This window comes from Streptomyces sp. NPDC002825 (genome assembly GCF_040295385.1).
Taxonomy (GTDB): Bacteria; Actinomycetota; Actinomycetes; order Streptomycetales; family Streptomycetaceae; genus Streptomyces.
Genome location: NZ_JBEOVH010000021.1, coordinates 99409 through 120902, shown reverse-complemented (window position 1 = coordinate 120902; position 21494 = coordinate 99409). Strand labels below are relative to the sequence as shown.

The following is a 21494-nucleotide window of genomic DNA, read 5'->3' as shown; positions in this document are numbered from 1 at the left end:
GATGCCCCGTCACACCTCCTTGGGGGCGAGGCACACCAGGCTGTCGTCGGTGCCGACGAGGAGGGAGCCGGCGCCGGTGACCGCGACGGCGCGGACCGGGGGGCCCGGGCGGAAGGAGAGCGTCGGGCCGCCCTCGGGCCGGTGGAGTTCGACGAGGCCGTCCGCCCAGGCCGCGGCGACCAGCGGCCCGCGCGGGGTCTCGGTCGCGTGCAGGGAGACGACCGGCGAGGGGCGTTCGGCGAGGGTTTCGGAGCCCGTGTCGCGGCCGGGGGTCCAGAGCCGGACGCTCCCGTCGGCGCCGCCCGAGCAGACGAACGGGGTCTCGGACTCGACGGCCGCGACGGCGGTGACCCGGCCGCTGTGCGAGGCCGACTGGTGAAGGCCCGTCAGACCGAAGGCGTGGACCGAGCCCAGCCGGTCCCCCACGACCACCGAACCGGCGATCGCGGCGAGCGCCGTGCCGGGGTGACGGGCCAGGGTCGCCGAGACCGCCTCGGTGAGCCGCTCCAGGTACGGAGGCCTCGGCGCCACACCCCGTACGGCGTGCAGCCTCCCCCGGTCGTCCAGGAGCAGCACCGTGCCGTCCGGAGCGGGCGCGAGCGCGGTGATCCGGCCGGGGACGCTGTGCGCAAGCCGCCCGACGGGGCTCGCGTCGGCCTCGTGGAGCAGCCGTACGGTGCCGGTGGGGTCGCCGACGAACAGGGTGCCCTCCAGTGGGCCGCCCGCCGCGCCCAGCACGGTGACCGGGCCGGGCCAGGGAGGGTTGAGGTCGCCTCGGTGGCGGGCCCACCGGACCCGCCAGGGGGCGCCGTCCGCGAGTGCGGCGAGGGCCGGGCGGAGCCGGGGGTCGGCGCCGTCGCCGAGTGCGGCGAGGAGGACCAACGCCCGTTCCGCCGCAGCCTGTTCGCGGCAGAGCGACTGTCCGGCGCGCATCCAGGCGGTCCTGAGTCCACCGTGCTCGTCGGCGGTGCCCTCGCCGGGCCGGCCGGACGGTTCGGGCCCGTCGAGGGTGCCCGGCACCCCGGCGAGGGCGGCGCCGGTCACGTACGCCGTGGTGACGAGCAGCGGGTCGGCCGCGCAGACGGCCGCCGGGTCGGAGAGGTCCGGCAGCTGCGGCGCGGGCTCCGCGGCGGCGCCGTCTTCGGTCTCGGCCGCGCCGTCGAGGTCGACGACGGTGACCCGGCGTTCGGCGCGCAGGACGGCGGGGGCCGGGGTGCCGCTCCGGGCCTCGACGACGAGCCGGATCCGGCCGACACCGGCGAGCTCCGCGATGAGCCGGGTGAGCGCGGCGGGTTCGGCGGCGGCATGGAGGTCCGTGAGGAGGAGGACGGCCCGGCCGCCGGGCCGCGCCTCGCTGGTGGCGAGGGCGTGGACGAGGTCGCCGGGCGAGCGGGCCACCACGCCGAGGCGGTCGGCGAGCGTCCAGGCGGCGCCGAGCGCGCTCTGCCCGGCGAGCGGGACGAGCATCCGGGCCGTGCGGCGGCGGGACCGGCCGGAGCGGGGGCCGTACGCGGCGAGCCAGCCGAGGAGGGCCGTCTTGCCGCTGCCGGGGGCGCCGGTGACGAGACAGAGCCGGGGCGCCTCGGGATCGGTGAGCCAGCCGAGCAGCTCGGCGGCCTCGGCTTCCGTGCCGTCCCAGGCCGGGGACGAGGTCGCGGACGTCATGGGACACCTCACGGGGCGACGCGGTGCGAACGGCTGACGCCTTCGACCTTAGTCGCCCGGGCGGCCCACGACTCCGATCCGGCGAAGTGCTCCTGGAACCGCGGCCGCAACCGGGGCCGGGCCGACCGCGAGGTCCCGGGCGCTCACGACGGCGGTGCCGGCCGCCAAGCCCCGGAGGCCCTCAGGCCTCCGAGCCCGTGAAGTGCTCTCGCACCAACGTCTGGACGACGGTCAGGTCCTGGGCCGTCAGCGCGTCGAGCAGGGCCGTGTGCTCCGCCGCGTCGGCGACGAGGACGCCGTGCCGGAGGGCGGGGGCGCTGATCAGGGGCCACTGGGAGCGGCGGTGGAGGTCGTCCGCGACGGCGAGCAGCTGCTCGTTGCCCGCGAGGGAGAGGACCGCCCGGTGGAAGGCCCGGTCGGCCTCGGCGTAATGGGCCCGGTCGCCACGGGCCGCGGCCGTCGCGGTCGCCTCGGCGAGCGGCCGGAGCTCGGCCCAGCGGGCGGCCGGGACGGTGCGGGCGAGCCGCAGCATGACGGGGACCTCGATGAGCGCGCGGACCTCGGCGAGCTCGGCGAGCTCGCGCGGGGTGCGCTCGGTGACCCGGAAGCCGCGGTTCGGCACGACCTCGACGGCCCCCTCGACGGCGAGGCGCTGCATCGCCTCGCGGACGGGGGTGGCGGAGACGCCGAAGCGTTCGGCGAGGGCCGGGGCGGAGTACACCTCGCCGGGCCGGAGCTCGCCGCCGACGAGCGCGGTGCGCAGGGCTTCGAGGACCTGGCCGCGGACGGAGTGCCGTCGCACGGTGCGGGGCCCGAGGGGCGCCGGCTCGCCGTGGGTGTGCTCGCCCCGGGCCTCCTCCGTACCGCGCGCCTGTTCGGGCACCCGTACGGAGCCGCCGGGACGGCCCGCGGCGTCACCGAAGGGCGGGGACGGTCTCTCCGTCGCCCGCTCGCGCGCTGCGCCCTGCTCCACCCGGGTCCTCCTGCGGCCTTGTGCCGGGCCCGGCTCGCGTCGCCCGGGTCCCCTGTGCACCATAGGCGAACGGACCGACATCCGGGGCATACGGGTTGCCTCGCAGGTGGGAGGGGTTCTCCGGTGGTGAGACGCCACCTCGAATCGGGTAAGGTAAGGCTAACCTGCCAACGCTCGCGATTCGGTGGTCCGCATGACCGTCCCCGCCCTGTTGCCCACGCCCCTCACCTCGCCCGTCGCGGCCTCGTACGCCCGGCTCGCCGAGGTCTTCCCCGGCCTGCGGATAGACGAACCGGCCCGGGACGAGCGGCTGCCGCGCGGCGCGGGCTGGGTCGGCGCGGAGGAGCTCGCGGCCGGCGGCCCCGCCCTCGACGCCTTCCTCGCCTGGGACGACGCCCAGGTGCTGCGGGACTACGGCGCCCGGGCCCGCCCCGACGTCGTCGCCAGTTTCGGACTCCACCGGTACGCCTGGCCCGCCTGTCTCCTCGTCACCGTCCCCTGGTTCCTGGACCGCCGGGTGCCCCGGCTGCCTGTCCGGAACGTTGCCTTCCAGCGTGCGCTCGGCCGCCTGTCGGTCCGCGTGGAGGAGTTCGCCTGCCTGCCGGACGACCCCGCGGCCGCCCTGCCCGGCGCCCGGGTCGTCGCCGACGAGGAGGCGCTGCGGGCCGAGGTGCGCGCCTCGCTCGCCGAGCACTTCGAGGCCGTCCTCGGCGGCTTCGGGCCCCGGATGCGGCGCGGCCGCCGGGCGCTGTGGGGGATGGCCACGGACGAGATCGTCGAGGGCCTCTGGTACATCGGGGCGCTGCTCGGCGAGGAGCCGCGGGCGATGGCCGAGCTCGAACTGCTCCTGCCGGGCACACCCAAGCCGTACAAGCCGTACGCGGGCGGGGCGGGCTTCCGCGAGCTCGCGGGGTCCGAGGGGCCGGACGGCGCGCCGCGCGCCACCCGCGACCGGGCCACCTGCTGCTTCTTCTACACCCTGCGCCCCGAGGACACCTGCCTCACCTGTCCGCGCACCTGTGACGCCGAGCGCGTCCGCCGGCTGACCGCGACCGCCTGAGGATCGCGGGGGATTACGCCACCCGTCCGAGTGGCGTAAATCGAACTCAAATCCCCTTCCTGGTATGCGTGTTCGACCAGATCGCACCTATTCGTATGCCCCGCGACCCCGATGGCGTGCTCTTGCCCCGAAACCCCTTGAGCGCCCCACGGGGTCGGCCAGTATGGGCCGCCAAACGCCCTACTGCGATGCAAGGGACACCGCATGAGACTGACCGACATATCGCTGGACTGGCTGCTTCCGGGTGGCGTGATGGTGGCCGGAGTCCTGACGGCGGTGGCGGTGCTCGCGCGCGGGAAGCGCGCCGGTGACCAGGCCGCGGCCGACGACTCCTGGGAACGCAGCGAGGAGCGTCGCAGACGCAAGGAGGCCGTCTACGGATTCGCCTCGTACGGGCTGCTCTTCCTCTGCGCCGCCGTCGCGGCTGCGCTCTCCTTCCACGGCCTCGTGGGCTTCGGCCGGCAGAACCTGAACCTCTCCGGGGGCTGGGAGTACCTCGTACCCTTCGGCCTCGACGGCGCCGCCATGTTCTGCTCGGTGCTCGCGGTCCGCGAGGCCAGCCACGGCGACGCGGCCCTCGGTTCGCGCCTGCTCGTCTGGCTGTTCGCGGGCGCGGCTGCCTGGTTCAACTGGGTGCACGCACCGCGCGGCATGGGCCACGACGGGGCTCCGCACTTCTTCGCGGGCATGTCCCTCTCGGCGGCGGTCCTCTTCGACCGGGCGCTGAAGCAGACCCGCAGGGCCGCGCTGCGCGAGCAGGGCCTGGTGCCCCGCCCGCTGCCGCAGATCCGGATCGTGCGGTGGCTGAGGGCGCCCCGGGAGACCTTCGCGGCCTGGTCGCTGATGCTCCTCGAGGGCGTACGCACCCTGGACGAGGCGGTCGACGAGGTGCGCGAGGACCGGCGGGAGAAGGAGCAGAACCGGCTCCGCCGGCGCGACCAGGTGAAGCTGGACCGGGCGAGACTCAAGGCGATCAACCGTCAGCACCGGGCCTTCGGGCTCGGCCGCGGCGGCGGACGCCAGGTCGAGATGGCGGCGCTCGGCGCCGCTTCCGGCACCGGACAGGGCCCGGGTGCGGGCAGTGGTTCGGGCTCCGCGACGGCCGCCGTGCAGGCGGCCGTCGCGGAGCCCGCCATAGCGGACCCCGGACAACTGCCGCTTCGACCCCGGCCCTCCCTGCAAGCCGTGAGGGGCGATGAGCCCCGCCCCGGCGAGTCCCGGACGGTGGACCTCACCGCCGAGGACGACACCCAGGCGCTGCCGCGTCTCGACTCCCTGGAGCGCAAGCTCAAGGATCTGGAGCAGCAGTTCGGCTGAGCACGGGAATCCCGAGGAAACCGGCGGGGCCGCCTCTCAGGCGGCCCCGCCGTTCAGTTCGAACCACACCACCTTGCCCACCCCGTGCTCCTCGACTCCCCAGGAGTCGGCGAGGGCCTGGACGAGGACGAGTCCCCGGCCGTGCGTACCGTCGTCGGCGGGCGGTACGGGCGGCCGCTTGAGCCCGGGCACGAAGTCCCGGACCTCGACCCTCAACTGCTCGGGGACGACCGTCGCGGTCACGACGGCCCCGTGCTCGGTGTGGACCAGGGCGTTCGTCACCAGTTCGCTGGTGAGCAGTTCGGCCACGTCGGAGGCGCCCGGTCCGCCCCATTTCCGCAGCAGTTCACGCAGGGCATGTCGTACCTCCGGCACCGCGGTGAGATCCGCGCATCCCACCTTTCTGAGCAGTTGAGTCGGCTGTCGTGCCTCCCCGGCCATATCCCCCACCCACAGGTCGCGTCGAACAGGCTCACGGGGATGCATGCCCCGTGTCACCGTCCGCATTCATGAGGGGGCGACGGGCGGTCAGGGTCTGGGCACGTTGCGCAGGTTGGAGCGGGCCATCTGGAGCATGCGGCCCACTCCCCCGTCCAGGACGATCTTGCTGGCGGAGAGCGCGAAGCCGGTGACCATGTCTGCGCTGATCTTGGGCGGAATGGACAGGGCGTTGGGGTCGGTGACGACGTCGACGAGGGCCGGGCCCTTGTGTCCGAAGGCGTCCTTGAGCGCGCCCGCGAGGTGCTTGGGCTTCTCGACGCGGACGCCGTAGGCCCCGGCGGCGCGGGCGATGGCGGCGAAGTCGGGGTTCTTGTTCGTCGTTCCGTACGAGGGGAGTCCGGCGACCAGCATCTCCAGTTCGACCATGCCGAGCGAGGAGTTGTTGAAGACGATCACCTTCACGGGCAGGTCGTACTGGACCAGGGTCAGGAAGTCGCCCATCAGCATCGAGAAGCCGCCGTCGCCGGAGAGCGAGACGACCTGGCGGCCCGGGTCGGTGAACTGGGCGCCGATCGCCTGCGGCAGGGCGTTCGCCATGGAGCCGTGGCTGAACGAACCGATGATCCTGCGCCGCCCGTTGGGCGAGAGGTAGCGGGCCGCCCAGACGTTGCACATGCCGGTGTCGACCGTGAAGACCGCGTCGTCGTCGGCCAGTTCGTCGATGACGGAGGCGACGTACTCGGGGTGGATCGGGACGTGCTTCTCGACCTTGCGGGTGTACGCCTTGACGACGCCCTCCAGCGCGTCGGCGTGCTTCTTCAGCATCTTGTCGAGAAAACGGCGGTCGGTCTTGGCGCGGACCCGCGGGATCACACACCGCAGGGTCTCGCGGACGTCGCCCCAGACGGCCAGGTCGAGCCGGGAGCGGCGGCCGAGGTGCTCGGGCCGGACGTCCACCTGCACGATCCTGACGTCGTCGGGCAGGAAGGCGTTGTACGGGAAGTCGGTGCCGAGCAGGATCAGCAGATCGCACTCGTGGGTGGCCTCGTAGGCGGCGCCGTACCCGAGCAGACCGCTCATGCCGACGTCGTACGGATTGTCGTACTGGATCCACTCCTTGCCCCGCAGGGCGTGGCCGACCGGTGCCTTGACGCGCTCGGCGAACTGCATCACCTCGGGGTGCGCGCCCGCGGTGCCGCTGCCACAGAAGAGTGTGACCCGGTCTGCCTCGTCGATCATCCGGACGAGGGCGTCGATCTCGGCGTCGCCGGGGCGGACGGTGGGCCGGGTGGTGACGAGCGCGGTCTCCGCCGACTTCTCCGGGGCCGGCTGGGAGGCGATGTCGCCGGGCAGCGAGACGACGCTGACACCGCGGCCGCCGACGGCGTGCTGGATGGCCGTGTGGAGCAGCCGGGGCATCTGCTGGGGGTTGGAGATGAGTTCGCTGTAGTGGCTGCATTCGCGGAACAGCTGGTCCGGGTGGGTCTCCTGGAAGTAGGAGAGGCCGATCTCGCTGGACGGGATCTGCGAGGCGAGCGCGAGGACCGGGGCCATCGAGCGGTGGGCGTCGTACAGGCCGTTGATGAGGTGGAGGTTGCCGGGCCCGCAGGAGCCGGCGCAGGCGGCGAGGCTGCCGGTGATCTGGGCCTCGGCGCCCGCGGCGAAGGCGGCGGTCTCCTCGTGCCGCACCTGGATCCAGTCGATCGCCCGGGTCCGCCGGATCGCGTCGACGACCGGGTTGAGGCTGTCGCCGACGACTCCGTAGAGGCGCCGGACGCCCGCGCGGACGAGGATGTCGACGAACTGTTCCGCCACGTTCTGTTTGGCCATGGCTCCATCAACACACGGCCCGGCGGGTTACGCCTCCCAGACGGCCACCCCCGTACGGTCGTCGGCGTAACCGGTCACCCTCAGCTGGGTGTCGGCGAGGAAGGCGGCGAGGCCCGGCGGCTCGGCGTCGCCCCAGCGGGCGGCGAGCTCGTGGGCGAGGGCGGGTTCGCCGCGCATCGGCTCGGCGAGTCCTGGCGAGGCGAGGAGGAGGGTGTCGCCGGCGCGGGCCACGGAGGCGCGGAAGCGGAAGGGCTCGGCGGGCGGCGGTACGGGGTCCTCGATGAGCGGCGGGGCGGTGGTGATGCCGAGGTCCATGGTGAACCTGTCCCCCTCCTCGGTGGCCTCCGGCACCGGGGGCGGCGAGCCGAAGCCGACGACGGGGGCGCCGGTCACGGCGGCCGGTTCGGGCAGGAGCGGTTCGAGGTCCTGCCAGGCCCCGTCGCGGAGCCGGAAGAGCCCGCCGCCGCCGATGCCGAAGAACACGCGCGTGCGGCATTCGGGGTCGGCGGGGACGAGGAGGCAGCGGAGCGTCGCGGTGTACTCGTCGGGGGCGAGGCCCCGCTCGGCGGCGCGGGCCCGCAGCTTGCCGTAGGTCCGGTCGGTGAGCCGGTGCAGTCCGGACTTGAGGTCGCCGCGGCGGCCGGACCTGATGTCCTCGGAGAGCCGGGTGTGGCTGCGGCAGACGGCCTCGGCGATCCAGTGGCAGGCGTCGGCGGCGGCGAGGTGGGCGCCTTCGGCGGCGCGGGAGCCGGCGGCGACGGCGACGAGGACGAGCGCGGTCTCGTCGTGGCCGAAGCGGGCGGTGAGCAGGGCGTCGCGCCGGGGTTCGCCCCGGTAGCGGGCGGAGTCGCCGCGCACGGAGGCGGCGCGCAGGGTGCAGCTGCCGTACCGGGCGCCGTCGAGGACGGTGTCGGCGACGAGCTCGGCGAGCTCGCCGGGCCGGGCGACGGGCAGGGCGGTGGGCTCGGCCTCGTAGGTGGGCGGCCGACTCCCGACGAACCCGACTCTCGGCCGGGGCACGGACACCTCGACCGTGAGGTCGTGGGCGGGAGCGGTGACGGCTTCCGGCTCCTCGGGGGCCTCCGGTTCCTGGAGCACGGGCACCTGGACGGTGGGCGTCTCGACGGGAGGGGCGGCCGGGGGCGGGCCCGGGAAGGTCCGCGGCCCGGGATCGCGGGGCGCCTCCCAGGGCGCCGGTCCGGGCACGGGGGCCGGCGGCGGGGGCGAGGGCCGTACGGGGGCGGCGCTCGGCGCGGGGGACGCGCTCGGCGGTGCCGGTACGGATGCCGGCGGTGGCGCGGGCGGGGGCGCGGGCGTCGCCGGGACCTGCGGCACCGGGTCGTACGCGACCGGGTCGTACGGGAGCGGGACCTGCGGGGGCAGGTCCCGCTCCGTCACCGTGGCCGGCACCGCGCGCGGTGTCGTGTCGAAGTGGTCGTCGAGTGTGTCACCCGAGACCGTCGGGGCCGGGTCGTCCGGCTCCGATTCGTCGTAGAGCTTGTCCCACCAGTTGTCCCCCTGCTGAGTCATGCCCTTATTGTCCACCGCGCACGGCGTCAGAAAACGGGACATCAGGAAAACCGTTGCTGCAAATGGGTGGTCCGCCGGGCGACCCCACCCCCCACGGGAAGGACGCCCGGCGGACCGGCGTGGTCAGCGCACGTCGTAAGCGCGGACCACGGTCTGGGTGACGGAGTTGCCGGCGGCGTCCGTCAGTTCGGTCTTCAGGGTGACCTGCTTGCCGGTCGCGCCCGCGTGGTTCACGGTCGCGGTCCAGCCGTCGCCCTGCCGGGAGACCTGCGCTTCGGTCCAGGTCGTGCCCCCGTCGTAGGAGTACGAGAGCTTCGCCGAGGTGAGCGCCGCGGGAGTGTAGCCCGCGTGACCCGTCGCGGTGAGGCCGATGTGCTGGCCGTCGGTCGCGGCGAGGGTCTTGAGTCCGTCCTCCGGAAGGTCGTACCGGGGGAAGAGAATCGGGATGCCCTGAGAATAGACGCTCTCATCAAGCTTGGAGGTGAATTTCCACACCGAGTTGACGGAAGTGGAGCGGGCCCACACCTTGCTGCCTATCTTCATGGTGTTCTGTTCGAGCGTGTACGTACCGGCTTCGGCCGGTACCTCGAAGACGCCGAACGGCCAGCTGGAGTGGCCGAGGAGCTCGCCGTCACGGCTCAGGCGCACATTGCCGATGTCGCCGAAGGAGCCGGGCACGGCGTAGTGGGTGTTGTCGCCCCACATGGCGTTGGCGAAGCCGATGAGGTTGCCCTGGCGCTCGGCGACGAGGACCGGCTTCCCGCTGGTGTCGCGCGGGGCGGTGGGGGCGAGGACGCCGTCGTACCAGTGCTCGGTGCGCCGCTCGCCGGCCGTGTACGTGTGCGGGGTGCCCACCATGACCTCCCCGAACGGGAAGCTGCTTCCGGTCATCGGCTCCCAGCTCGTGTCCCCTGCCGAGTAGTACTCGGTGCGGGTGCCGGGCGCGGGGACGGTCTCGAGGGAGCCGAAGCCGACGCGGACGCCGTCCGGTCGGCGCGCGGCCGGGAAGTCCACGAAGTCGGTGGCGATGCCGGCCGAGCCGTAGCCGGCGTCGGTCCGGCCGAGTTCACCGTCGCGGACCCGGTACTCCTCGTCGTCGCGGATCGCGCCGGTCTCGGGGAAGGCGAGGCTGTAGAGGTACGGGCTCTTCGCGGTGGCCTGCCAGGCGAGGGTCACCTCGCCCGCGGCCAGCTTGCCGAGGAGCGCGCTCGCCTCCGTGGACGGGACGGAGAGGACGGGGAAGCCGAGGCCGGTGAAGCCGCCGGTGGGGTACCAGCGGCCGGGGGCCGCGTGGTACGTGATGACGGCGACGGCGCCGGCGGCCTTGGCGTTCCGGGCGAGGGTGCCCGCGCTGGTGGAGCCGTCCGGGAGCCGGACGAGGGCGATGCGGCCCTGGACCCCGGCCGCCTTGAGCTCGTCGGGCGTGCCGGTTCCGGCGTCGACGAGGCGGGCGGAGCCGGTGCCGTCGAGGTTGTCGGAGCCGACGGATGCGGTGAGCGGGTGCAGGGTCAGGCCGTCGCCGGTGGTCAGCGACGTGATCTGCGGGGCGGCGGTCCGCCAGTAGCTGCCGAACTCGAAGTCGCCCTCGTCGGCCCTGCCTTCGACCGAGGCGTAGTAGGCGCGGATGCTGCGCGGTCCCTGGGCGGTTCCGGCGTGCAGCCAGAAGCCGTCCCAGGAGCGGGCGAACGCGAGGGTGGCGCCGCGGAGTTCGGAGGGCTTGTCGGTCTTCACCGACAGCCGGTGGGCCCGGCGGGCGTCGAGGACGACCGTGGTGTCCTTCTTCAGCTCGACCTGCGGGCGGCCCAGGTAGCTGAGCGAGTCGTTCAGCGTGGCGCCCTCGCCCGCGTCGGGCGTGGCGACGAAGGAGGAGAGGAAGTAGCTGCCGGGGCGCAGGCGGTAGACCTGGTCGGCTGCTCCCTCGTTGAAGCGGCGCTCGCCGGTGGCGTCGTCGGTGCCGATGACGTCGAGGGAGGAGGCGCCGGAGGCGGGGTTGCCCTGACGGTCGATGAGCTTGACGCGCAGGGTGACGGTCTCGGGCTCCACGTACAGCGAGAACGGGGTGGAGACGTGGATGCCGCCGGGGCCGGTGGCGACGACGCGGCCGGTGACGTCGCCGTACTGGGCGCGCTCCAGGCGGGCGTCGGGGGCGAGGTCGAGCGGGACCCGGACGGTGGCTCCGGCCGGGACGGTGACCGTGCGCTCGCCGAGGCGGGCGACCGAGGACCGGATCGCGGAGCCGTCGTTTCCGGTGACCTTCTCGACGGCCAGGTCGAGGGTGACCGGCGCGTCGGAGGTGTTGGTGTAGGGCACGGAGACCGTGGTGCGGTCGGTCTTGTCCTGCGGCCAGTTGAAGGTGCCGCCCTGGACGGCGGGGGCGCTCAGGACGGTCTGGTCGATGGCGGCCTTGACGTCGAGGCGGCCGCCGCCGACCTCGCGGACGTCGCCGGGGACCGAGCTGTCGGCCGAGGCGACGAGCGCGGACTTGATCTGCTGCGCGGTCCAGTCGGGGTGGCGCTGCTTGACGATGGCGGCGGCGCCCGCGACGTGCGGGGTGGCCATCGACGTACCGGACATGGACTGGTACGCGTAGACGCCGCGTCCGCCGGCAGCGGCGGCGGAGATGCCGACGCCGGGCGCGGCGATCTCGGGCTTGAGGGTGTGCTGCAAGATCGTCGGGCCGCGGCTGGAGAACCAGGCGGTGGAGTCGTCGCGGTCGGTGGCGCCGACGGTGAGCACGCTCGGCGCGCAGCCGGGCGAGGAGACCGTGTTGTGCGTGGGGCCGGAGTTGCCGGCGGCGATGACGAACAGCGTGCCCTTGTTCTGGGCGAGTTCCTCGGCGGCGACGCTCATCGGGTCGGTGCAGTCGGTGGGTACGGCGCTGCCGAGGCTCATGGACACGACGTCGGCGCCCTGCGCGACGGCCCATTCCATGCCGGCGATGATCCAGGAGGCCGCGCCGGAGCCGGAGTCGTTGAGGACCTTGCCGTTGAGGAGGTCCGCGCCGGGGGCGACACCCTTCTTCCTGCCGCCGCTCGCGGCGCCGGAGCCGCCGACGGTGGAGATGGTGTGGGTGCCGTGGCCCCCTCGGTCGTCGGTGGTGTCGGAGTCGGTGAAGTTCTCCGAGGCGACGATCCGGCCCTTGAGGTCGGGGTGCTCGGCGTCGGCGCCGGTGTCGAGGACGGCGACCTTGGTGCCCTTGCCGTCGTAGCCGGCGGCCCAGGCCTCCGGGGCGTGGATCTGCTTCGTCGACTGCTCCAGGGTGGCCTGGACCTTGCGGTCGAGCCAGAGCTTCTCGATGCCGGAGGCGGAGCGGGCGTTCGGGGCGCCGATCTCGGCCCAGAAGGTGGCGGCCTGCTTCTTCTCGGCCGTCAGCGCGACGCCGTCGACGGCCTTGAGGACCTGGCCGCGCCGGGCGCCGCGGGGGGCCGCCGGGACGGAACGGGCGAGGTCGGAACCGTAGACCGCGATGAGCGGCAGCGTGGTGGTGGCGGAGTCGTCGTAGCCCTGGCGGATCAGGCCGGTGACGTTGAAGAGTTCCTCGTCGACGCGTCCGGCGGCGAGCGCCGCGGTGGCGTCCTCCGGGTAGACGTACAGGTCCTCGCCCGAGCGGCGGGTCTGGACCAGGGGGACGGTCCCGTCCTCGCCGGGCAGGGCCGTGGCCGCCGGATTCCCCTCGTCGTCGCGGGTGACCAGGACGCGGTCGCCGGTGACCAGGGTCACCGTGGCGGTCCTGACTCCGTCGCCGGTGCGGGCCGAGGCCTCGCTGCCGACCAGCGGTCGCTTGCCGGCCGTGTCGTCCCTCGGCTCATCGGCCATGGACGGCGCGACCGCGGTGACGGCCAGGACGACGGCGGTCGCCGCCCCCAGGGCCGTACGCGAAATCGGACGCATCGCTCTCCCCATCTGAATCCGGCAAATGGGCATAAGACGCCTATGGCCGGAGGCTGTTGGTGCTGCGGTGGCGCCACATTGGCAGAGGTGAGGGCGGTACAGGGATGATGGGTGAGGCGGGAATACGCCGTGGCCGTTTCCCGCCAGGTCACCAACGGAACGAATGCCTCCGGCGAACGTCCCCGGAACATCCGGGACGCCCGCGGGAGGTGCGGCGAGGGGTGGGGCATCCATGCTGGGAGCGATAGGTCTCGACGAACGCCAGGAGTCCGCGTACCGGGCCCTGGTCGCACTGGGCGCGGCCGAGGTCACCGATCTCGCGCACCGGCTCGCCCTGCCCGAGCGGGACACCGAGCGGGCGCTGCGCCGCCTGGAGTCGCAGGGGCTCGCGGCCCAGTCCTCGGCCCGCACCGGCCGTTGGGTCGCGGCGCCGCCCGGGGTCGCGCTGGGCGCGCTCCTCACCCAGCAGCGCCACGAGCTGGAGCAGGCGGAGCTGGCGGCCGCGCTGCTCGCCGAGGAGTACCGGGCGGAGGCCGAGGAGGCGGCCGTGCACGACCTGGTGGAGGTGGTGGTCGGCGCGAGTGCGGTGACCCACCGCTTCCTCCAGCTCCAGCTCGGCGCCCAGGAGGAGGTCTGCGCCCTGGTGACGGGCAAGCCGATCGCCGTCTCCGGCCTGGAGAACCACGCCGAGGAGCAGGCGGCCGGGCGCGGGGTCCGCTACCGGGTGGTGATCGAGCGCGAGGTGCTCACCCTGCCGACCGGGCTGCTCGAACTGTCGGCGGCGCTCAGCCGTGAGGAGCAGATCCGGGTCGCGGACCGGGTCCCCACGAAGCTGGTCGTCGCCGACCGGTCCCTCGCCATGGTCCCGCTGACCGGGCGGGGCGCCGAGCCCGCGGCGATCGTCGTGCACGCGAGCGGGCTCCTCGAATCGCTGATGGGCCTCTTCGAGTCGGTCTGGCGGGAGGCGCTGCCGCTGCGGCTGGGGGCGGGCGCGCAGATCACCGAGGACGAGGCGCCGGGGCCGGACGTGATGGACCTGGAGATCCTGTCGCTGCTGCTCGCCGGGATGACGGACGCGAGCGTGGCGAAGCAGCTGGACCTGGGGCTGCGGACCGTACAGCGGCGGGTGAAGGGGCTGATGGAGCTGACCGGGGTGACGACCCGGCTGCAGCTGGGCTGGCACGCGTACGAGAAGGGCTGGGTCGCCCGCGGCTGAGCCGGGGGCGTACGGCCGAGGGCCGGGTCGCCCGCGGCTGGGCCCGGGGCGTACGGCCGAGGGCCGGGTCGCCCGCGGCTGGGCCCGGGGCGTATGGGAAGGTGAGCGGCTGATTCCGCTTGCCCCTCATCCTCTGGAGTTCCGCCCCCATGAACGGACGACGCCGTCGCGCCCTGCTGGCCACCGTGACCCCGATGCTGGAGCCGGGCGAGCGGGTCGAGGTGACCTGCGTCGTCGGCCTGAGCACGGTCTCCGTGCGCCGGACCGCCGCGTTCGGCGTGGCGTCCGCCGTGCTCAGCGGTGGCGCGATGGCGGTGATACCGACGCCGGTCCCCATGTACCTGGCGATGACCGACCGCCGGCTCTTCATCTTCCGGGCCGATCCGGTGTTCGCGAAGCCGGTCGAGCACACCATGACGATCGGGCGCGCCGGCCTGTACCGCTCGGCGATCAAGGAACGGATCCTGAACTCCTCCCTCGTCCTCTCCTCGCCCCACAGCGAGCACGCCCTCAAGCTGATCTTCCCGCTGATCAGCCGCAAGGAGAGGAACCTCGTGGCCGCCGCCCTGCCCCTGGCCGGCTGACACCTCCCGTACCCCGTACGCCCCGCGCGACCTGCGGGAACCCGCGCGGTCGTGCACCCTGGGCAGCGTGGGTGTGTGGCAGCTCCTGATGATCGCGACGGTGATGCTGCTCGGTCTGTTCGGGGTGCTCGCGCCCGGCGTGCCGGGGACGTGGCTGGTGTGGGCGGCGATGCTCTGGTGGGCGCTGCACGAGCGGACGGACCTCGACTGGATCCTCCTCGCCTCCTCGACGGGTCTGCTGCTGCTCACCCAGGTGATCGTCTGGCAGCTGCCGCCGCGCCGCTTCCGGGGCGTCGGCATCACCCGGCGCATGGTGACGTACGCGGGGCTGGGCGCCGTCCTGGGCTTCGTCCTGATCCCGGTGGTCGGCGCGATCCCCGGCTTCGTCGGCGGGATCTACCTCTCGGAGCGGCTCCGCCTCGGCGGCCACGGCCAGGCGAGGGCGGCGACCCGCTCGGTGATGCGGGCGGCCGGCACGAGCGTGCTCGTCGAGCTCTTCGCCTGCCTGCTGATCGTGGGCGCGTGGGCGGGGGCGGTGATCTGGGGCTAGAGCGTGTCCTTCGGACGAGGCCTAGGGCTCAGGTCCGAGCCGGGACCCGTCGTCCTGCCGATCCGCCGGGGGCGCGGCCGCGCGAACCTGGACCCATGAGGGATTTCGAGGGCTTCAGCGAGGCCGAGCGCGCCTACCTCACGGAGGGGCGCAAGCTCGGCCGGATGGCGACCGTGGACCCGTCCGGGCAGCCGCAGGCCAACCCCGTGGGCTACTTCCCGCAGGAGGACGGCACCGTCCTGGTGGGCGGGCTCCGCATGGGCCGGACCAAGAAGTGGCGCAACCTGCGGCAGAACCCGAAGGTGGCGCTGGTCGTCGACGACCTCGCGAGCGTCCGCCCCTGGCGGGTGCGGGGCGTCGAGATCCGCGGCGAGGCGGAACTCCTCGTGGGCCCGCACACGCTGGGCCCGCACTTCAGCGAGGAGGTCATCCGGATCCATCCGCGCCGGGTGCACAGCTGGGGCCTGGAGGACTACGCCGACGGGAGCGCCGGGTCCAGGTAGCGGGTGGCGTACGAGCGCCAGGGCCGCCACTCCTCGGCCTCCCGCCCGTCCACGAGGGCGACGTCCGGGTCGCCGAGGGCCCGCATCCGGATCAGCGCGGCGGCCTCGGGGGTCACGCCGGGGACCGCGAGCAGGGCGCGCTCGGCCTCGTCGCGGTCGGCGCCGGGGTCGAGGCGTACGGCTCCGTCGACGAGGGCGCGGGCCAGCGGACCCGCGACGGGGTGGCCGGTCAGGGCGGCCGGCTCGGGGAAGACATGGGTGAGGGCGCCGCATGCGGTGGCCAGCGGGGTGCCGTGGAGCTCGACGACCCGGGCGGACTCCTCGGCGCCGAGGACCGTCCGCAGCGCGAACTCCTCGGGCTCGGCCGTGCCCGGGGAGCGCACCCCCGGCCGGGCGGCCACCTCGGCGGCGAGCCCCGGGGCCGCCCCGAGCCGCTCGGCGACCGCGTACGGGTCGGCGTCGAGGTCGAAGAGGCCGCGCAGCCGGTGCACGGCGGTGGTCAGGTCGCGCAGCTCGGTGAGGTGGATGCGGGCCTCCAGCCAGCGGCCGCCGGAGCGCTCGTCGACGGAGACGACGCCGGTGCCGTACGGGAGGCGGAGCGTACGCCGGTAGGTGCGGGCGCCGGGCGGGCCGACGACCTCCTCCACCCGGGGCACGGCCTCGGCGGCGAGCAGGTCGAAGACCTCCCCGGCCGCGTAGGGGCCCCGGTGGGCGAGCCGCAGCGGCACCCCGGCGGCGAGTGCGGTACGGGCTCCCGCGCCGCTGCCCGCCTCGGCGCGCAGGGCGGTGGGGGTGCGGGCGTAGACGGCGCGGATGGTCTCGTTGAACTGGCGGACGCTGGCGAATCCGGCCGCGAAGGCGATCTCGGTGACGGGCAGACCGGTGGTCTGGAGCAGCAGCCGCGCGGTGTGCGCACGCTGGGCGCGGGCGAGCGCGACGGGTCCTGCGCCCAGTTCGGCGGTGAGCTGCCGCTGCACCTGGCGGGTGCTGTAGCCGAGCCGGCCGGCGAGTCCGGGCACGCCCTCGCGGTCGACGACGCCGTCGCCGATCATCCGCATGGCGCGCCCGACGACATCGGCCCGTACGTTCCACTCGGCGGAGCCGGGCACGGCGTCGGGGCGGCAGCGGCGGCAGGCGCGGAAGCCGTGGCCCTGGGCGGCGGCGGCCGTCGGGTAGAAGGAGACGTTCTGCCGCTTGGGGGTGACGGCGGGGCAGCTGGGGCGGCAGTAGATCCCGGTGGTCCGGACGGCGAAGAAGAACTCTCCGTCGAACCGCGCGTCCCTGCTGCTGACCGCCTCGTAGCGGGTGTCGTCGTCCCTCATGGCTCCCAGTGTGCGGGAGCCGCCCGGCCCCGGCTCGCGGTTTTCGGACACCACGATGGGGGCCGGGGAGGCCGGGCCCAGGGCCCGCCTCCCCCTGGGCGGGCAGGCCCTAGCGTCCGCGTCCGCCGCGCTTGATCTCCATGGCGGTGCGGCCTTCCCGGCCCATGCGCTTCCACTCCTTGAGCATTTCGGAGCGGAGCCGGGCGTCGGTCTTCGCCACGATGCGCCGGTTCTCACGGATCAGCTTGTGGTAGCTCTCCAGGCGGCGCACGGACAGCGAGCCCTCCTCGATGGCCGCGGCCACGGCGCAGCCGGGCTCGGACTCGTGGGCGCAGTCGTGGAAGCGGCACTCCGCGGCCAGCTCCTCGATCTCCGAGAAGACCTGGCCGACGCCGGCCTCGGCGTCCCAGAGTCCGACGCCGCGCAGTCCGGGGGTGTCGATGAGGACTCCCCCGCCGGGCAGGACGAAGAGGTTGCGGGTGGTCGTGGTGTGCCGGCCCTTGCCGTCGACGTCACGGGCGGCCTGAACGTCCATGACGTCCTCGCCGACCAGCGCGTTGGCGAGGGTCGACTTGCCGGCGCCGGAGGCGCCGAGCAGCACGGTGGTGCCGCCCGCGACGGTCGCGGCGAGCACGTCGATCCCTTCGCCGGTGGTGGAGCTGACGGGCAGCACCTGCACGCCGGGCGCGACCGTCTCCACGTCCTCGACGAGGTAGGAGAGCCCGACGGGGTCGGGCACGAGGTCGGCCTTGCTGAGGACGACGGTCGGCTGGGCGCCGGACTCCCAGGCCAGGGCGAGGAAGCGTTCGATCCGGCCGAGGTCGAGCTCGACGGCGAGCGAGACCGTGATGACGGCGTGGTCGACGTTGGCGGCGAGGATCTGTCCCTCGGACCGCTTGGAGGAGGTGGACCGCGCGAAGGCCGTACGCCGCGGCAGGCAGGCCCGTACGTACCGGGGGTCGCCGACGCCCTCCGGGTCGACGGCGGCCCAGTCGCCGGTGCAGACGACCCGCAGCGGGTCGTGCGGGGTGACGAACGCCGTGTCGGCGCGGATGACGCCTTCGGCGGTGGCGACGTCGCACTGGCCGCGGTCGACCCGGATCACGCGCCCGGGGAGGAGTCCCTGGGCGGCGTAGGGCGCGAAGGCGGTGGCCCAGCCGGAGTCCCAGCCGTGGGAGGCGAGGGAGGAGGAGAACACGTCGGTGGAGAGGAAAGACAAGGGGAACCCTTCGAAGGGTGGCCCCGGCAGCGCGCTCCGAGCGCGCGGAAGTCGAGTGGGTGTCAGCCGGAGACCACAGGGGTGGGAACGATGAACTCCTGAATGCGGGCAGAGCCCGTCACCGTGACAGTCATCAATGTCCTCACCTCCTGCTTCTTCTCAACGAACCAACACCGCACCCCTTCGGGAGCGGACGAGCAGCACCATAGCCCCGCCCAGGGGCACGGCACCACCGATTAATTCGGGGCCTCACCTCCACGACGCCGACAGCCAGCGGACCAACGTCGCGCCGCAAGCCCATGATTGGCCGCACCAACTTCCTTTCAGAGTAGGGCAGTTGTGTGCTCCACGACGGCAACCCTACTGTCTTACCGGCCAGTAGGGGTTGCGTCCTGCGCGACGGCAGCCCTACTGTCTCACCGGTCAGCCTGTTAGGAAACTTTCCTAACTCTCTATACGCAGCGTCACCGGCTCGGACCGAGCCGGGAGTTCCCGCAACCGTCCCCGTGCGGCGCCGTACGGGCGTCCCGCCGCGCCGTTGCCCCCCTTCCCCTCCTCTGGACTGCTTCCTGAACGGAAAGGGCACAGCCTTGCGTAGAAACCCCATGCTCTGGCAGGCGATCACCGCGACCGTCCTCACCGGTGGTCTGGTCGCCGGCTTCGTCGGGCTCACGCCCGCGTCCGCCGCCGGTACGAACCTCGCCCTCGGCAAGACCGTCACGGCCTCCTCCGTGGAGGGCGCCGGCTTCGAGCCCGCAAAGGCCGTCGACGGTTCCGCCTCCACCCGCTGGGCCAGCCTCGAAGGCGTCGACAACCAGTGGATCCAGATCGACCTGGGCTCGGTGACCGACGTCGGCCGGGTCGTGCTCAAGTGGGAGGCGGCGTACGCCAAGTCCTACCGCGTCGAACTGTCCGACGACGCCTCCACCTGGCGACAGGTCTACAGCACCACAACCGGCGACGGCGGCAGCGACGACCTCGCCGTCAGTGGCTCCGGGCGCTACCTGCGCGTCTTCGGCACCCAGCGCGCGACCGCGTACGGCTACTCCCTCTTCGAGGTCGAGGTCTACGGCGGGTCGGCCACGAGCCCCAGCCCCACCACGCCGCCGGACAGCACGACGAACCTCCTTGCGGGGCGGCCGACGTCGGTCTCCTCCGTGGAGGGTGCCGGCTTCGAGGGCGGCAAGGCCGTCGACGGCTCGACCAGCACCCGCTGGGCCAGCGTCGAAGGGGTCGACCCGCAGTGGATCCGCGTCGACATGGGCGGCATACAGACCGTCGGCCGGGTCGTGCTCAAGTGGGAGGCGGCGTACGCCAAGTCCTACCGCGTCGAGCTGTCCGACGACGGCTCCACCTGGCGCCAGGTCCACAGCACGACCAGCGGTGACGGCGGCACCGACGACATCACCGTCAGCGGCTCCGGGCGTTACCTGCGCGTGTACGGCACTCAGCGCGGGACGGCGTACGGCTACTCGCTCTACGAGGTCGAGGCGTACGGCAGCCGCTCGACCACGAGCCCCAGCCCCACCACGCCACCGCCATCGAGCAGCGCGAACCTCGACGACCCGTACAAGAAGGAGAACGCCATGAAACTGGTGTCCTCCTTCGAGAACTCCTCCCTCGACTGGCGCGCCCAGTTCGCCTACATCGAGGACATCGGCGACGGCCGCGGCTACACCGCCGGCATCATCGGTTTCTGCTCCGGCACCGGCGACATGCTCGACCTCGTCGAGCGCTACACGCAGAAGAAGCCGAGCAACCCGCTGGCGCCCTACCTCCCGGCGCTTCGCGAGGTCAACGGCACCGATTCGCATGACGGGTTGGGCACGTCCTTCGAGAACGCCTGGCGCACCGCCGCCCAGGACTCCGTCTTCACCCAGACGCAGGAGGAGGAGCGCGACCGGGTCTACTTCAACCCGGCCGTCGGCCAGGCCAAGACGGACGGCCTGAAGGCGTTGGGTCAGTTCGCCTACTACGACGCCGCCGTCATGCACGGCGAGGAGGGCTTCCGCGCGATCCGCTCGCGGGCCGTCTCCCGGGTGAAGCCGCCGTCCCAGGGCGGCGACGAGGTCACGTTCCTGCACGCCTTCCTCGACGAGCGGGAGGCGGAGATGCGCAAGGAGGAGGCGCACAGCGACACCACACGGGTCAGCACCGCGCAGCGCAGGTTCCTCGACGAGGGCAACCTCCACCTCAACACCCCGCTGTACTGGAGCGTCTACGGGGACTCCTACTCCATCACCTCCTGACAGCAACGCGTCCTCCTGTCCGCCCGGGGCGCCCTCCCCACCCGGGCCGTCACGGCCACCCGGGCCGCCCGTCCCCCTCGGACGGCCCGGGTGGCACGGACCCGGCACGCTTCCCTCTCTTCCAGGGCACGTTGCCGGCGGACGGCCGCTCCTCTCCCTGATGTGTCGTCATCCCCGAAACCGGGATGACGAGATCTCCCCCTGCCTGAGGAGAACAAGTTGCGTCTCGCACGACAACACACGCTGCGCTGGGTCACCCCGGCGATCGGCGCCATGCTCCTGTTCGTGTCCGGCATCGGGCCGGCCTCCGCGGTCCCGATCGGTGAATCCCGGACGGGCAAGATGACCTGGTACGACGACACGGGCTACGGCGCGTGCGGCACGCAGATCAACGCCGCCGCCGAGGACCTGGTCGCCGTGTCATACGCGTGGTGGACCACCGCCGACCCCAACTCGGACCCGCTGTGCACCGGCATCTCCGTCCAGGTCACCTACAACGGCCGGACGATCACCGTGCCGGTCAAGGACAAGTGCCCCGGCTGCCCCGCCGAGCACATCGACCTGAGCAAGTCGGCCTTCCAGAAGCTCGCTCCCCTCGATGTCGGCGTGGTCAACGGGATCACCTGGAAGTTCGTCCACACAAGCGGCGGGACTGACACGCAGGCGCCCAGCGCACCCGGCGGCCTGTACTCCCCGGGCAGGACGTCCTCCAGTGCGTCCCTGGCCTGGAACGCGTCCTCCGACAACGTCGGCGTCACCGGTTACGACGTCTACCGCGACGGCACCAAGGTCAGCACCGTGAGCGGGACCACCGCGACAGTGAGCGGGCTGTCCGCGAGCACGGGCTACAGCTTCACGGTCAAGGCTCATGACGCCGTCGGCAACGTCTCCGCCGCCTCCAACAGCGTGTCGGTGACGACCAGCGCCGACAGCGGCGGTGGAGGGACCTGTCCCACGGCGTGGTCCTCCGCCCAGTCATACGTGCCGGGTGACGTGGTCTCGTACGCGGGCCACACGTACACCGCCACCTACTACTCCACCGGCGCGGTCCCCAACGACCCCGCCTCCTGGGCCGTCTGGCGCGACGACGGCACCTGCTGACCAACCCCCGCCCCAGATACCTCCTCCCTCCCAGCAATATCAC

At 73.3% G+C, this 21494-nt stretch carries 15 protein-coding genes and 3 pseudogenes; 10 read left to right on the top strand and 8 right to left on the bottom strand.

What is annotated here, in order from left to right:
* Positions 1-9: 9 nt before the first annotated feature.
* Both ABT041_RS25120 and ABT041_RS25115 read right to left on the bottom strand, forming a co-directional pair.
* Complete coding sequence (locus tag ABT041_RS25120; RefSeq protein WP_351188024.1) at positions 10-1665, bottom strand: WD40 repeat domain-containing protein; 1656 nt, start codon at positions 1663-1665, stop codon at positions 10-12.
* A 181-nt stretch (positions 1666-1846) separates the two neighbouring features.
* Entirely contained in the window at positions 1847-2638 is a 792-nt protein-coding gene (locus tag ABT041_RS25115; RefSeq protein WP_351188022.1) for a GntR family transcriptional regulator, read from the bottom strand.
* A gap of 193 nt (positions 2639-2831) precedes the next feature.
* Between ABT041_RS25115 and ABT041_RS25110 the strand changes: the two genes are divergently transcribed.
* Both ABT041_RS25110 and ABT041_RS25105 read left to right on the top strand, forming a co-directional pair.
* The gene (locus ABT041_RS25110; RefSeq protein ID WP_351188020.1) at positions 2832-3698 is read left to right on the top strand and encodes a (2Fe-2S)-binding protein; all 867 of its coding nucleotides are present in this window, start codon (positions 2832-2834) and stop codon (positions 3696-3698) included.
* A gap of 204 nt (positions 3699-3902) precedes the next feature.
* Entirely contained in the window at positions 3903-5015 is a 1113-nt protein-coding gene (locus ABT041_RS25105; RefSeq protein WP_351188018.1) for a DUF2637 domain-containing protein, read from the top strand.
* 36 nt (positions 5016-5051) lie between these two features.
* Here the strand turns inward: ABT041_RS25105 and ABT041_RS25100 are convergent, their stop codons facing one another.
* The 4 genes from ABT041_RS25100 to ABT041_RS25085 form a co-directional block, all read right to left on the bottom strand.
* Entirely contained in the window at positions 5052-5456 is a 405-nt protein-coding gene (locus tag ABT041_RS25100) for an ATP-binding protein (protein ID WP_086829261.1), read from the bottom strand.
* Positions 5457-5543: 87 nt separating this feature from the next.
* Entirely contained in the window at positions 5544-7286 is a 1743-nt protein-coding gene (locus tag ABT041_RS25095; RefSeq protein ID WP_351188015.1) for a pyruvate dehydrogenase, read from the bottom strand.
* A 27-nt stretch (positions 7287-7313) separates the two neighbouring features.
* Positions 7314-8816 (bottom strand): protein phosphatase 2C domain-containing protein, encoded by a 1503-nt coding sequence (locus tag ABT041_RS25090; RefSeq protein ID WP_351188013.1) that lies wholly within the window; start codon positions 8814-8816, stop codon positions 7314-7316.
* Between the two features lie 123 nt (positions 8817-8939).
* Positions 8940-12707, bottom strand: coding sequence for a S8 family peptidase (locus ABT041_RS25085; RefSeq protein WP_351188011.1), 3768 nt, complete (start codon positions 12705-12707; stop codon positions 8940-8942).
* A 232-nt stretch (positions 12708-12939) separates the two neighbouring features.
* Between ABT041_RS25085 and ABT041_RS25080 the strand changes: the two genes are divergently transcribed.
* The 4 genes from ABT041_RS25080 to ABT041_RS25065 all read left to right on the top strand — a co-directional run bounded on the left by ABT041_RS25080 (position 12940) and on the right by ABT041_RS25065 (position 15560).
* The gene (locus tag ABT041_RS25080) at positions 12940-13923 is read left to right on the top strand and encodes a helix-turn-helix domain-containing protein (RefSeq protein ID WP_351188009.1); all 984 of its coding nucleotides are present in this window, start codon (positions 12940-12942) and stop codon (positions 13921-13923) included.
* A 149-nt stretch (positions 13924-14072) separates the two neighbouring features.
* Complete coding sequence (locus ABT041_RS25075) at positions 14073-14507, top strand: hypothetical protein (RefSeq protein WP_351188007.1); 435 nt, start codon at positions 14073-14075, stop codon at positions 14505-14507.
* 67 nt (positions 14508-14574) lie between these two features.
* Positions 14575-15057, top strand: a complete 483-nt coding sequence (locus ABT041_RS25070; RefSeq protein WP_351188005.1) for a DUF456 domain-containing protein — start codon at positions 14575-14577, stop codon at positions 15055-15057.
* A 95-nt stretch (positions 15058-15152) separates the two neighbouring features.
* Positions 15153-15560 (top strand): PPOX class F420-dependent oxidoreductase, encoded by a 408-nt coding sequence (locus ABT041_RS25065; protein ID WP_351188003.1) that lies wholly within the window; start codon positions 15153-15155, stop codon positions 15558-15560.
* Here the strand turns inward: ABT041_RS25065 and ABT041_RS25060 are convergent.
* Positions 15530-16882, bottom strand: a complete 1353-nt coding sequence (locus tag ABT041_RS25060) for a DNA-3-methyladenine glycosylase 2 family protein (RefSeq protein ID WP_351188001.1) — start codon at positions 16880-16882, stop codon at positions 15530-15532. The two genes, ABT041_RS25065 and ABT041_RS25060, sit on opposite strands and share 31 nt — an antisense overlap.
* Positions 16883-16991: 109 nt before the next feature.
* Positions 16992-18101, bottom strand: coding sequence for a ribosome small subunit-dependent GTPase A (gene rsgA / locus ABT041_RS25055; protein ID WP_351187999.1), 1110 nt, complete (start codon positions 18099-18101; stop codon positions 16992-16994).
* A 605-nt stretch (positions 18102-18706) separates the two neighbouring features.
* Between rsgA and ABT041_RS39110 the strand changes: the two are divergent.
* From ABT041_RS39110 to ABT041_RS25035, 4 genes and pseudogenes are all read left to right on the top strand, one after another.
* A pseudogene (locus tag ABT041_RS39110) lies at positions 18707-19144 on the top strand (discoidin domain-containing protein); the annotation flags it as partial.
* A 114-nt stretch (positions 19145-19258) separates the two neighbouring features.
* Positions 19259-20350: a chitosanase gene (locus tag ABT041_RS39105; RefSeq protein ID WP_502976590.1), complete on the top strand. Its 1092-nt coding sequence runs from the start codon at positions 19259-19261 to the stop codon at positions 20348-20350.
* A 219-nt stretch (positions 20351-20569) separates the two neighbouring features.
* A pseudogene (locus ABT041_RS25040) lies at positions 20570-20953 on the top strand (cysteine/serine endopeptidase inhibitor); the annotation flags it as partial.
* A 42-nt stretch (positions 20954-20995) separates the two neighbouring features.
* Positions 20996-21451, top strand: a pseudogene (locus ABT041_RS25035) (fibronectin type III domain-containing protein); the annotation flags it as partial.
* Positions 21452-21494 lie beyond the last annotated feature (43 nt).

Bases quoted from the DNA above. Each gene is read 5' to 3' on its own strand.
- ABT041_RS25090 (WP_351188013.1), bottom strand. From the start codon at position 8,816: ATGACTCAGCAGGGGGACAACTGGTGGGACAAGCTCTACGACGAATCG.
- ABT041_RS25105 (WP_351188018.1), top strand. From the start codon at position 3,903: ATGAGACTGACCGACATATCGCTGGACTGGCTGCTTCCGGGTGGCGTG.
- ABT041_RS25100 (WP_086829261.1), bottom strand. From the start codon at position 5,456: ATGGCCGGGGAGGCACGACAGCCGACTCAACTGCTCAGAAAGGTGGGA.
- ABT041_RS25110 (WP_351188020.1), top strand. From the start codon at position 2,832: ATGACCGTCCCCGCCCTGTTGCCCACGCCCCTCACCTCGCCCGTCGCG.
- ABT041_RS25075 (WP_351188007.1), top strand. From the start codon at position 14,073: ATGAACGGACGACGCCGTCGCGCCCTGCTGGCCACCGTGACCCCGATG.
- ABT041_RS25120 (WP_351188024.1), bottom strand. From the start codon at position 1,665: ATGACGTCCGCGACCTCGTCCCCGGCCTGGGACGGCACGGAAGCCGAG.
- ABT041_RS25095 (WP_351188015.1), bottom strand. From the start codon at position 7,286: ATGGCCAAACAGAACGTGGCGGAACAGTTCGTCGACATCCTCGTCCGC.
- ABT041_RS25060 (WP_351188001.1), bottom strand. From the start codon at position 16,882: ATGAGGGACGACGACACCCGCTACGAGGCGGTCAGCAGCAGGGACGCG.
- ABT041_RS25065 (WP_351188003.1), top strand. From the start codon at position 15,153: ATGAGGGATTTCGAGGGCTTCAGCGAGGCCGAGCGCGCCTACCTCACG.
- ABT041_RS25080 (WP_351188009.1), top strand. From the start codon at position 12,940: ATGCTGGGAGCGATAGGTCTCGACGAACGCCAGGAGTCCGCGTACCGG.
- ABT041_RS25085 (WP_351188011.1), bottom strand. From the start codon at position 12,707: ATGCGTCCGATTTCGCGTACGGCCCTGGGGGCGGCGACCGCCGTCGTC.